At 34.5% G+C, this 12,966-nt stretch carries 8 protein-coding genes; all 8 read right to left on the reverse strand.

Going from position 1 to position 12,966, the window contains the following annotated elements; all coding sequences use genetic code 11:
- Positions 1–9: 9 nt before the first annotated feature.
- Positions 10–2,820 carry a sugar-binding domain-containing protein gene (locus BLT80_RS01695; RefSeq protein ID WP_217630745.1) on the reverse strand — a complete coding sequence of 937 codons (2,811 nt, stop codon included), beginning with the start codon at positions 2,818–2,820 and terminating at the stop codon, positions 10–12.
- Between the two features lie 47 nt (positions 2,821–2,867).
- Positions 2,868–3,602 carry an SGNH/GDSL hydrolase family protein gene (locus BLT80_RS01700; protein ID WP_092465856.1) on the reverse strand — a complete coding sequence of 245 codons (735 nt, stop codon included), beginning with the start codon at positions 3,600–3,602 and terminating at the stop codon, positions 2,868–2,870.
- 4 nt (positions 3,603–3,606) lie between these two features.
- Entirely contained in the window at positions 3,607–5,013 is a 1,407-nt protein-coding gene (locus BLT80_RS01705) for a sugar porter family MFS transporter (protein ID WP_092465857.1), read from the reverse strand.
- Between the two features lie 37 nt (positions 5,014–5,050).
- Entirely contained in the window at positions 5,051–6,664 is a 1,614-nt protein-coding gene (locus tag BLT80_RS01710; protein WP_245710067.1) for a sulfatase, read from the reverse strand.
- A 1-nt stretch (position 6,665) separates the two neighbouring features.
- Positions 6,666–8,195, reverse strand: coding sequence for a glycoside hydrolase (locus tag BLT80_RS01715; protein ID WP_175455528.1), 1,530 nt, complete (start codon positions 8,193–8,195; stop codon positions 6,666–6,668).
- A 39-nt stretch (positions 8,196–8,234) separates the two neighbouring features.
- A complete protein-coding gene (locus BLT80_RS01720) occupies positions 8,235–9,644 on the reverse strand; it encodes a hypothetical protein (protein WP_092465859.1) in 1,410 nt (469 codons plus the stop codon).
- An 87-nt stretch (positions 9,645–9,731) separates the two neighbouring features.
- Positions 9,732–11,366: a glycoside hydrolase gene (locus tag BLT80_RS01725; RefSeq protein WP_092465860.1), complete on the reverse strand. Its 1,635-nt coding sequence runs from the start codon at positions 11,364–11,366 to the stop codon at positions 9,732–9,734.
- Between the two features lie 19 nt (positions 11,367–11,385).
- Positions 11,386–12,966 carry a RagB/SusD family nutrient uptake outer membrane protein gene (locus BLT80_RS01730; protein ID WP_092465861.1) on the reverse strand — a complete coding sequence of 527 codons (1,581 nt, stop codon included), beginning with the start codon at positions 12,964–12,966 and terminating at the stop codon, positions 11,386–11,388.

A 12,966-nucleotide genomic window follows, 5' to 3' on the forward strand; every position in this document is an offset into this window, starting at 1 on the left:
TGCAGATGGTTATTTATAATTTAATAAGTCATTAATTTTATCAACTGGCACTTCTATTTGAGGGCTAAAATTTTCGCTAGCCATGTAAGTCTCTAAACTGTATAATAATTGTTTTGCTTCGAGTCGATTATCTAAATTTGTATGCAAATCAATTCCAGACATTATAAGTTTTCCTTTACCAACTTTAGCTTCAAAAATTAAGGCTGTTTTTCGGTTTTTAAACCAGTCATCAATAACCCTAATAATTGGATTTAAATCTTCCGGAAAATCATCTAGAATAACAGCATTTGAGTTACTCATAGCATCCCACCATTGCCAATTAGAATGATATTCTGTAGGGAAATTTGAAAGTGCTGAATGTTCAGGATCACATAAAATACCTAACGTATGTGGCTTTTGTTCTTTTGTCCAAGAGGTATTCCAGAAAATACTAGAAAATCCTACTGCGATATCCCCTCCTTTTTCGGCAGCTATATCACCTTTCGCTACATTTAAGAGTACATTTCCACCCTCAATGAGATATTTAATTGTAGCATCATCAAACTTACTCACAACTCTTATGTTCTTACCATTTGAAGTAGGCTTTAATTCGGATGGATACACCCAAACATCCCAGCTGTTTTTAAATTCTTCTACTGAAATAGTGATAGTTAGTTTTTGCGCCTTATCAATATTAATAAGTGGCAATACTATTTTGCCTAAAACAAAACCATTCCCTATTGGAATATTTCGTTTATCAAAAGCCCCTTCAGCAATTGTTGACCAAGCATTAGTTATCTTCCACTGAGCTGTAACACCCTCAAGACTTTTGCTTCCAAAATGCGCAACCTCCGCATTGACCTTTAACGTATCTCCGTTTTTGAACACCCTTTTGCCTAAACGAGCTAATGGCACAGTTTGATTAGAAAATGCCCGGAATTCTTGAGGTGAAACATAACCCTTCTCATCCCAAAACGCATCCAAAACACCAACAAGCGCAGTACCTTGACCAGTAAAATCGTGTAGATCTAATAATTGAAACCCAGCCATATCTTTTGTTCTCAAAGCAGCTTCTATGTCAGCTTTATAACATAGCGTTTGTAACTTCCCCGAAGCCAATAGAAAACTATCAGCCAGCTTCTCCATATTATTTTCCTGCAATGTTGCTTTAAAAATCTCAAAATTCTTAGGCTTCAAAACACCTGTATATTTAGACATTTCCTTAAAATTAGGATATACACACCATTGGCCTATTTCATGACTTACGTAAGGCATAGGTGTCTTATTTATAAGTTCACTATAATCAAATTCTGTTTGTGGTGATTTCGTATTTATAATGCTATTAAGGTTTTGATTCCATCCTTGTATCCGAGGTTTACTATTATTGTAAAAATCGAGATTATCAATAAGTGGCCAACCTGCCGCACCTGTATAAACTCTTCTGTTATCTACAGCTTTAAAATGAGCCACAAAGTCTTTTAAATAAGCCTTATGATTTTTGCCACTAGGCTCGTTACCATAAGCCATCATCACGAAAGAAGGATGATTTCCGTAAGCATCAATAATGTCTTGTGCTTCTTTATATAACCAACGATCAATTGGCTTTCCATCTCCAATTGTTGTCCATGCTGAAGCTTCAACTTGTAAATACACGCCTGCCTTATCTGCAGCTATAAATGCGGCTTCGGGTGGACACCACGAATGAAAACGCATATGATTTAATCCATGATTCTTTATAATTTTAAATATTCGATCCCAAGAATCGACATCTGTCGGAGGGTATCCGGTTAGAGGAAAAATGGCGCATTCTAACGTACCTCTTAAAAAAACTTGTCTATTGTTTATAGTAAATATGGTGCCGTCTGCTTTAAAATTGCGCATTCCAAAATCTATAAGTTTTGTATCTACCCCAGCGACGGACTCTAATGTTAGATTCATTTCATAAACATTAGGATTAAACTCATCCCAAAGCAGTAGGTCATCGCCAATATTGTAATTGAAAGTAATTTCCTGATTTTTATGAATTTGAATCGTTTCTATTTGTTGTAGTAAATCCCTACTATTACCATTTTTTAAATTAGCCTGAAGTGTTAATTGTCCTTGATGCTCTTTATTAGATGCATTTTTAATTTCGACAACAACTTTTACGGAATTATCATCTATATTAGGATACAATTTTACATTTCCAAACGAAATTTTTGGCTTAGCTATCAGTTTTACATCCCCAACAACACCGTTCCAGTTAGTTTGCGTGTTATCTGAAATGCTATGTGCATCTAAACCTACATCGATATCCTTTATTCTATTATCTACCCGCAAGGTTAATAAGTGTTTACCTTCAGAGAGATTTGTATTAATAACATAATGATGTGCAGTAGCTAAACTATTTTTCTTACCTATGAGTTTTCCATCTATCCAGATTGTGGATTCCCAATGTGCACGCTCTAAATAAAGACTTAGTTCTTTATCTCCCCATGATTTCGGAATTTCTATAGTTTTTTGATACCAAGCCGCTCCAACATAATGCTTATTTGGAGTTAACCAGAAAGGTACTTTTACATTATCTTTCTCCCTATATTTCTTCATTTTAGGGTCTTTGTACCATAAACTATCATTCCACATATTTCCAGTCCAATTAGTACTGACAGAAATATCATTTCCCTTACCGTTTTCAGCCATAGAACCAGGCAACATAATCGTTTCCTGAAGTTTATTATTAAACCACTTTTCATCTTCACCTAGATCTAACGAATCTATTTTAAAACTCCAATGACCAGAAAGGTCTATGCTTTGCTTCAATTCATTTCTACACGATAATAGCGTAAGAATGACTGAACACATAAAAAGTAGCTTTATATGATTATGAATTTTCATTAAAAATTTAAAATTTAATCTTTAGAGGGTGAAATAAAATATTCAGAAATAGCATCTGCAACGAATTGATGACCTTTCTGATTGATATGATTATTTTGAGACATATAACCTTGCAAAGGCTGAGTCTCTGAAAGTTTTCTGAACAGAGCATAGCTATCTACCAATCCAACATTATATGTCTTAGCGAGTGATCTTATTTGTTCACTGTGTTTTGCCAAATCAGAATCATCGGATGAAATATCTTCTTTTAGATCTGGTGTTGGTGTTAATAAAATAACTTTGGTTCCGTGTTCTAAAGCCTCTTCTATCATTTGAGACCAAGCTACTTTTGCTCTTTCTAAGCCAATACCTCTATCATTTAATCCATAGTCAATAAATAACACATCGGGCTTATAAATAAGAACTTCATCCGTAAAACGCTTAGCTCCTTGTTCCGACTGCTCACCACCAATTGATGTTGTAATTGTATTTACAACTGAATATGGATAGTAATCATTCACTTCTTTAAGCGTACGATAAGGGTAGGAACTTAAGCGATCTACAACACCTCGGGTTGTATAACCAGTAGGCACAGAATGTCCATGAAAAACTAAATTTATTGTGGTGTTTTTTGGCCATTTAACCTTCAATTCTTTCTTTAAACTATCCAAATATTGACTTGAAGCATTGCTATCTTGGGCTGCTAACAAATTCAAACCAAACTGAAGACTAAGAACTAATAAAATATATTTTATAAAATTATTTTTCATAATACTATTTCTTAGATTCCGTTAATTCAAATTCAATCTCCTCCAAGCTTTTTCCTTTCGTTTCTGGAAGTCTATTTTTTATAAACAGAAATCCTGCGATACAGATAAAACTATAAACCCAAAATGTACCGGAAGCACCTAAAGCATCATTTAAAATTGGAAATGTAAATGTTAAAATAAAGGAAGCTATCCATAGTGAAAACGTCGCAATAGACATCGCAACACCTCTTAATCTATTTGGAAAAATTTCAGATAAAACCACCCATGTTATTGGCGCTAATGACATAGAGTATATAGCGATTGCTATAATTACAAGTAACAATACTGGCCAACCGGTAAACTGCATGTAGTAAGCACCACCAAGAATTGCATAAACCACACCTAAACCAATTGATCCAAACAACATTAATTTTCTTCGTCCCCAACTATCTACTGTACGCATCGCTACAATTGTAAAAATTAGGTTGACACTTCCAGTAATTACAATATTGAATAACATATCACCAACACTATAACCCGCTGCCGTAAAAATCTCTTCGGCATAATTGAAGATAATATTAATACCACACCATTGTTGAAAAATGGCTAGTACAACGCCAATAATTAGAATAGGTTTTACTTTAGGACTTTTAAAGTCTGAGTACTTAATTTTAGCTGTCCCTCCTGCCTCTAAGGTTTGTCTTATATTCTTTAACTCTTCCTCAGCATAAGCATTTCCTCCAATTTTAGATAATACTTTTTTCGCAGCATTATCGTCTTTTATTTTCATTAAGAATCTTGGACTCTTAGGCACCATAAACATGAGAGCGAAAAATAAAATCGCAGGAATCAATTCTGCCCAAAACATCCATCTCCAACCAATTTGGCCATTCCAAGAACTTATAATCATTTCTGGTGAGCTATTATCTGGAATAGCCTCAGCTATAAAGTAATTTGCGATTTGTGCTAATAAAATACCTATAACCAACGTCAGTTGGTTAATTGCAACAAACTGCCCCCTATATTTAGCAGGTGCTATTTCTGCTATATACATAGGCGATAATGTTGAAGCTAAACCAATACCTAAACCTCCTATAACACGATAAATAATAAATGGAGTAAACTCATCAGCATAACCAGTGCCAAAAGCAGAAATAGTGAATAGTGCTGCAGCTAAGATTAAAGGCAACTTACGCCCAAGACGATCTGCCACAAAACCAGATATTACAGCACCAAAAATACAACCAATAAGAGCACTACTCATAGCCCAACCTTGTAAGGTAGGCATATCATTAATATTAAAGTACAACTCATAAAACGGCTTTGCCCCTCCAATTACCACCCAGTCGTAACCGAATAAAAAGCCACCCATAGCAGATACTAAGGCAAGGAAAAGTAAGTACGTAAAATTATATTGGGTTTTGTTTTCCATGTTGTAATTTGGTTAATTTTAATCTTGTCTCTAAATTTTAGTCTTTAGTCAAACTACTATCATACCAGTTGTTCTTTGGATCAAAATCTTTACTCAAAAATTCCTTTCGCTGATCCTCTAATCGTTTCATCATATTAGATTTACGATTTTCATATTGCTTTTTTGCTTTATTATCATCGTATGTTGAATTCTGCTCAGGAAATTTCGCATCTACGTTCTCTAAAAATTCAAATAGCTCATCAACTAATTTCTTTGTAACTTCTTCGTTTTCTTCAGATAAGTTTTTTGTTTCACCAAGATCAGTTTCTAAATTATATAATTCGTTACGACTGTCTTCCCAATAATGTATTAGTTTCCAGTTTTCTTTTCTAATAATACTAACAGGTTCACCTCCTTGATTGCCATAGTGAGGATAATGCCAATACAAACTTCTTTTATTTAATGATTCACCTTTTAATAAAGGCACTAAACTAACACCATCAATAATTTGATCCTGAGGCTTACTTACACCTGTCAACTCCAGTAAAGTGGGGTAAAAATCAATACCAGAAACAGGATAATCAACGACATTTGGCGCATCCTTAATCATTGGGGCTTTTATTAAGTATGGTTCTCTTATTCCACCTTCCCATTGATAACCTTTCCCGCCTCTTAATGGATAATTCGTTGTTGAAAATGCATCACCACTTGCCACGCCTCCATTGTCCGAAGTAAACACAATAATTGTATTCTTATCTAATCCTAATTCCTTTAATTTTTCTAAAACAACTCCAATGGCATCATCCATAGATTCTATCAATCCTGCATAAATTGGATTATCTTGAACAGTTCTAATTGGTAAGTTACGTTCCATAACAAAACCAGAATCCGGAATTCCTTGTGCCTCAGCCTTATCTCTATATTTATTCCATTTAACCTCTGTCGTTTCAATAGGACCATGAACAGCATAAAATGATAGTAATGCAAAAAATGGTTGATCTTTATTCTCTGTTATAAAGTCGGCCGTTTCAAGCGCTAATCTTTTAGTTAAATTTTCTCCTTCGTATTTATAATCTAATTTTGGATTTCTCCAAGGAGCATAATACCCTCCCTTAGGACCACCAACTTCCCAACCACCAATATTGATATCAAAACCATTGTTTTCAGGAGCATATGGTTCATCACCAACATGCCATTTTCCTGCAAAAAACGTTTTATAACCACCTTCTTTTAACGCCTCTGCTATTGTAACACGTTCTTCTGGAATATAATGAGAATACTCTGGTGGCATTATTTTAGAATTATAATGTTCTGCCCAATCCTCACCTGAAGCTGCACCAATCCAATCTGTAACACCATGACGAGGTGTATATTGACCTGTTAGTATACTTGCTCTAGAAGGACTGCATACTTGTGCTGCCGCATAACCTTGAGAAAACTCTACTCCCTCACTTGCTAAAGCATCAATATTAGGTGTCTCATAATATTTGCTACCTGTAAAACTTAAATCATGCGCACCTAAATCGTCTGCTAGAATAAAGACAATATTTGGTCTTTTAGCTTTGGCTTCTTCACCAGTATTCGTTGCTTTGTCTTTACAGCCAAATAAAAAGGCTGTAAAACAAAGACAACTGACTAATCTAAACAATGTATTTTGACTTAATTTCATCATTTTAAAATCCTATTAAAGTGTTTACTGATCTTCCTGTTAAAGTTATTTTACTATTATTGATAGATTTCGACTCTAAATTTTTAGTGTCTGAAGTCACATAAACTTTATCAATATTAAAATCAGAAAAATCTAAATTTCTATTTTCATTACTATAATTTATAGCGACTATAGCTATCTTATTTGTTTCAACATCTAAGTAAGCCGAAAGCATAACATCTGTGTATTGTTCCGCTACACTTTTACCACTATCGTCCTTTATATCAATACGCAACATGTTTGGTTTAATGAATCTTGAGTAATTACCAAATGCCCATAAAAGCTTAGAGTCATGAAAATCTCCATCAGTAATCATAGCGTTTAAGTTGAACAAATCGTTTTCATTTCCTGTATCTAAATAGATAAGTCCGTCTTTAAAATCCGCATTTGTTAAAGCCGTCCACCATTGCCAAGAACTAGCATTTGCCAATGTTAAATCTGCATGCAGTACACGTGCCACATATAAGGCTGTATCCATACCCAAATCTCTCTTTCTACCCCCACCAATATCATCTGTTTTTTCAAGAATACAGAATTCACTTTGCCAATAGTTAAGATTCTTTTGATCTAACTTTTTATTCAATTGTTGTCTAATAGATATTAAACTATCTACTGGCCAAGTTGTAAAATAACTATGTCCTGAAATTGTGTTTTTTAAATTTTGAAATGACACATCATTATTAAAAAAATAATCAATCTGATTTCCTCTATTAGACTTACCATGATCCGAATACAACCATCTTAAATCCGCAGCTTCTGCAATTATAATCTCCGTTGACAAACCGTTTTTCTCAATATCCCTATCGAGTAATTCTGTAAGATCAAGAATGTTGTTGTTAGTTGCAGGTGTGCCTTCCTGAGTTTTAGTTTCCCAGTCCCATTGCGGCTCATTAATTGGACTCAAATAATTAAAATCAATACCCTTAGATTTAAAATGTTTTAAAACCTCAACCATAAATTCTGAATATTCATCAAACTTATCTGCTCTTAAATTTATTTCACCATCCTTATTGTCTCCATTATAACCTTTCCCATTTTTTGTCCAATGTACTGGTGCTGAAATTGAGAAGGCTAAAAAGTTTTCTACACCATAATCTTTTGCTTTATTCAAAAACCATTGTTGACCTTTCTGTTTTGTCCAGTCATAATTCCCTTCAGAATCAATAAATGACTCACCTCTCCTCCATTCATTATTAATATCCGAGTTTTCACCTTGCTCAGTTGTACCAGCACCAATATAAAACCTCCAAAAAGATAGTCCAATTCCTAAAGGATTTCCGTTATCGTCTAATTCATTACTAAATAATAATTCTGCTATACGATCTCTCTTTTTATCTGGCCAGTTCAGTCCCACAAATTGACAGCGCCAAGCATCAGAGGCTCCGAAACCTTCAATTTGTTGATACGTTTTTTGTTCGTTAATCGAAATGCTTAAAGTTTGAGCTTGACTAAAACTTGCAAATGCGAATTGCATCACTATTATTAGCTTCATCATATAGGCTAAAAACTTAAGAATATTTGAAACCATATATTTCTAATTTCCTGTTAAGATAATTTTGTATATCTGAAACTTACCTTCCTTGTTTACTTCTATGACCACCTCATTATTACTGTTTAATGTTGCCTCTGAAGTTTCCGTTAAATAAGGCTCAGCTAAATTAGTTTCGGAATAATCTGCAGGCACAAATCTTGTAACACTTTCTATGGAATCAATATCAAACCCTTGAACACTAATACCAACTTTTGCAGAATTTTGATTTCCACCCGTAACAAATAATACCATGGTTTCATCGTCTTGTAAGGCAGCTGCTAAATGAAATCGATCCGAGGTTGTTTTTAAAGCTTTACCCCTATAAGAATCTGAAAGCTCTCCAAATATTTGACCCACAGGAAAAATTTTTGAGTAGTTCCAATTAGTAATACCCAACCCTGGAACTGAACTATTAATAGGTGGCCAATAAGCACCGGCATTAGCACCAGCACGCGCATAGATGTGTATTATATCCGGTATTATATTTGCAGCTTCCATATACAGTGCATAATCATTATATAATCGAGACGGCATCCATTCCGATAAATAGATATAATTATTATTAGGATTGAAATTATTAGCACAATCCGTGATTCTCTGCTCCAAATCAGCCATGTTATGTGTATCACTATCATAACCAACATAAGTATGCAAAGCCACACCATCAATAGCATCATAGGCTCGAATAAATAAACTTTTCATTGTCGTAAACTCTTCAGGATGCGTGTAATCACCATTAATAAGTAATTTAAAAGTATGGCCTGGGAACTCATCCTCAATATACTCTGCTAATTCCATAGCAATATTTACATATTTGGTTAGCTTTTCTTCTCTATCTGAACCACCTGCATATTGCAACCACCATTCATTACCTATTTCCACAATACCATCACTAATATTTGAACTTACTATCGCTTCATTAGCAAGAGCTTTTAGAGCTTCTATAGCAACATTCCATTGTTCAGAACCAACAGATCTATCCATAGCTTTAGTTGTAGGTATTACTATACTATAATTATTGGTATTATTTTTTAGCGTTTCAACTGATGCACCAGGTGTACTTGGGGTATTATCCCAACCAGGAGTTGAATTACTTTGCCAATCATAAAACTCAGACTCCCAACCTCCAGGATATCGGACAAGTTGGTAATTGATATTGTCTAAAGTATTGGCAAAATTTGGAAATGTACTATTTGGAATTTGTCTCCAATCATTATTTACTCCAAATATTTCAGAATTGATATTTACTACATCTGTAGCATCTACTGATAATGAAACATCTGAAGGAACATTAACAATATCATCTAAGTCGTCATATCTGGAATCATTAGGATCTGTAAAATCACTAGAACTACATGAACTAAAAATCACAACTAAACCTAACACAACTAAGTATTTTCTTTTTAAAAACATATCTCGAAACCTATTTAATTAATTGCTATAACAAGGACAACTTTTGAATCTTTATCATTGTATAGCCAAATATTATAACTAATTCAATTAGTTTAATTGGGCTGTTAGTGTTACTATAGACTTTGCAGGAATTACCACAGCATCATGAGCTACATTAGACTTTAATAAATTACTAGTACTAGAAGTGGTATACATATCAAATGACCCTCCAACTATTTCGAAATCTTCTCCATAATTTTCGAATGAAATTTCTCTATTACTATCTGTATTATTAATACAAACCACTACCACTTCATTAGATGTGGTGCCCTTATATCCGGAAATCATAAAGTTCTCTACCGATGTCGTATCATTGTAATCAGGATCAATTACTTCAAAACGCACCATTCCAGGTCTTACAAACCTACTAAAGTTACCTAGCGCCCAAAGGTTTTTTACGTCATAGAATGAACCATCAGTATGTGAAGGACTATTTGAATTTGGTTGGTACAAAATAAGATTGAACCTAAACGGATGATCCCCATAAGTCGATTGATTTAAAGCCGTCCAAAAACTCCAGCCTGTTGCATCTCCAAAAACTAAATCCGTATGAATAATACGCGTAAGCCAAAGTGCATAATCGATTTCTGTTAAACTAGCAACATCTCTACCCTGCTGATAGTCGGCACCTAACAAACTATATTCAGTCTGCCAATAATCTAATCCATGACCTGCGTTGGCTAACGCCGTTCTTAATGAAGTGCGCTGATTAAGAGACCCACTTGTTGTACCATTACTAAAATAACTATGACCAGCTATGTGATTAGAAAGGTTAGGTAAATCACCTATATAATTTGGGCTGGAAGAATTAAAAAAGTCATTAATTTGGTTGGTAGTATTACCAGTACCTTCATATAAATATTTTAATTGAGCCGCTTCAGGAATCATTATTTTAGCATTAATATTTTGAGCTGTAAACTCAGCATCCATTATACGTGTTACTGCCGCAACCTCTGAATTCGTTGCTCTTGTACCTGACTGAGATGCACTACCAATCTCAGCGTTCCACTCATATTGTGTTTCATTAAAAGCGCAAACCGTCTCAAAATTATAACCGTTATTTTCATAATTTTTAATTACGTCTGCAATAAACTTAGAATACTCCCCATAAGCCGATTCGTCACAATTAAATGTACTAACATCACTAGTACTAAATGTATAACCATTCTTTGTCATAAAATATGGAGGTGTAGTTGCCCAAGCTGTAAATTTTGGCACTCCATATTCTCTTGCTTTTGATAGAAACCATTGCTCTCCTGCTTGTTTTGTGAAATCATAATCCCCATTCGCATTTAAATAACATTCGGTTTCTCTAAACCAAGAAGAAGATGCAAACCCACTATTTACCTGATCTGCTGCGCCATCTCCAATTACAGTTCTCCATAATGAAAGGCCTATACCTTCAGGATTACCTTGCCCGTCTGTATCTGAACTAAACAGCAATTTAGCTATATCATCTTTTGCCGTACTAGACCACTGACCAACCCATTGGTCTTGAAAACCTCCTGATGCTCCAAAATGATCTATAACCTGATATGTATTATCTAAATCGAGTACTATACCAACCTCTTCAGAACCAAATCTCGGATCGTTGGGATCTGTGAAATTATCTTTTTCACAACCAACAACAAGTCCAAATACTATTAGTACTAAAAAAATTCTTTTATAAATTATATTGTTCATCTTTTACTTATTAAGTTTATTAGTAACCAGGGTTTTGTACTACGTTTCCTCTTGAAAGCTGTATTTCTTCTGGAGGAATTGGCCATAATAAATGTATACCAGCATCAAAAAAGATTCCTTTTTCTTGAGGCTCATTTAAATTTGTAGTCTCAAATGGATCAGTACTAACCTCAGTATTATAATGAACAAATGAACCGTTTGGCCCCATTAACAACGCTATTCTAGGTACACCATTAATTTTCTGTCTTCTAAGATCAAAAAGTCTATGCTGTTCTAATGCTAATTCTAATCTTCTCTCTTTCCAAATTGCATCTCTTAAAGCTGTACCTGTTAAAGACATATTTGTAGTTAATTGGACCCTATTACGAACTAACTGTAATGACGCTTTAGCTGTATTCTCGTCACCATTAAAATAAGCAGCTTCTGCATGCATTAACATTACATCCGCCAATCTTAAATGGATATAAGGTAGCGGTATCTGTCCTCTTTCGTACGGAACCGGACGTTGAGCAACCGGTACATAGTACTTTCTATTTGTTCTACCCGATTTATTTTCACTTGGCAAGCCATCAAATTCAGTAACATCAGGATCACCATAAACAGGCTCACCATGTTTAATTATTGTAGAGCGTAGACGTATGTTATCTCCTTCACTTAAAAATGCATTTTCTAAATCGCTAGTAGGTGAACCCCAACCCCATCCTTGGTCGCCACGGCTCCCGTTGGTTATTGATAGATGACCACCAATTTCGTTGTAAAGAGGGTTATTAATATATCCGATTTCAAAAATAGATTCTACACCATGATGATTCTCTACGCTGTAAATATTTGCAAAATCTGGCTCTAAACTATACTCCCCAGATACCATTACATTATTTGCCATTATTTGAGCTTGATTCCATTTTTCTTGAGTTAAATACACTTTAGCTAATAATGATTGAGCAGCTCCTTTTGTTGCTCTACCTAAATCTTGTGAAGCATACTCACTTCTAAGCGGTAAACCATCTATAGCACCTAACAAATCTTCTTCAATCAATGCATAAACCTCTTCAACCGAAGAACGCACTTTATCATTAATCTCAGGTTGCAACAACTCAGTATAGGTTGTAACAATTGGGACACCGCCAAAACTTCGAACTAAATCAAAATAGAAAAAGGCACGTAAAAATTTTGCTTCACCTAACAACCTTAACTTAAGGTCTTCGTCCATTTCTACATCAGGTATACGCTCAAGAGAAATGTTGGCTCTCGTAATACCAATATAATGGTTCTCCCAAAAGGAATTAAAATATGTCGAACCCGGAAAAACGTTATAAGCAGCTATACCTGTGATATCTGGCCTTGGCTGTGCTGTATTACCAGACCAATTGTCGTCGGTAGCCATATCGTTTATTTGACGTGGAAAATTGGCTTGCCACCAGCTCTCTCCATTTACTTTTTTATATATTCCATTTACAAAATTTACTGAGTTCTCTTCAGTTGAAAAATAATCATCTAATTGTTGCCTCCCAGTTAAAGGTTGATCTAAGAAATCTTCTTTATTACAACTTATATTCAATAAGACTGTAAAGATTAGTACTAATAAAACTAACTTTTTCAT

Origin of the sequence: Winogradskyella thalassocola (assembly GCF_900099995.1) — a bacterium.
GTDB lineage: Bacteria > Bacteroidota > Bacteroidia > Flavobacteriales > Flavobacteriaceae > Winogradskyella > Winogradskyella thalassocola.

What these genes read in the sequence shown, in the direction of transcription:
- BLT80_RS01705 (WP_092465857.1), bottom strand. Translation starts at nt 5,013, where the DNA reads ATGGAAAACAAAACCCAATATAATTTTACGTACTTACTTTTCCTTGCC.
- BLT80_RS01725 (WP_092465860.1), bottom strand. Translation starts at nt 11,366, where the DNA reads ATGAACAATATAATTTATAAAAGAATTTTTTTAGTACTAATAGTATTT.
- BLT80_RS01720 (WP_092465859.1), bottom strand. Translation starts at nt 9,644, where the DNA reads ATGTTTTTAAAAAGAAAATACTTAGTTGTGTTAGGTTTAGTTGTGATT.
- BLT80_RS01710 (WP_245710067.1), bottom strand. Translation starts at nt 6,664, where the DNA reads ATGATGAAATTAAGTCAAAATACATTGTTTAGATTAGTCAGTTGTCTT.
- BLT80_RS01715 (WP_175455528.1), bottom strand. Translation starts at nt 8,195, where the DNA reads ATGATGAAGCTAATAATAGTGATGCAATTCGCATTTGCAAGTTTTAGT.
- BLT80_RS01695 (WP_217630745.1), bottom strand. Translation starts at nt 2,820, where the DNA reads ATGTGTTCAGTCATTCTTACGCTATTATCGTGTAGAAATGAATTGAAG.
- BLT80_RS01730 (WP_092465861.1), bottom strand. Translation starts at nt 12,966, where the DNA reads ATGAAAAAGTTAGTTTTATTAGTACTAATCTTTACAGTCTTATTGAAT.
- BLT80_RS01700 (WP_092465856.1), bottom strand. Translation starts at nt 3,602, where the DNA reads ATGAAAAATAATTTTATAAAATATATTTTATTAGTTCTTAGTCTTCAG.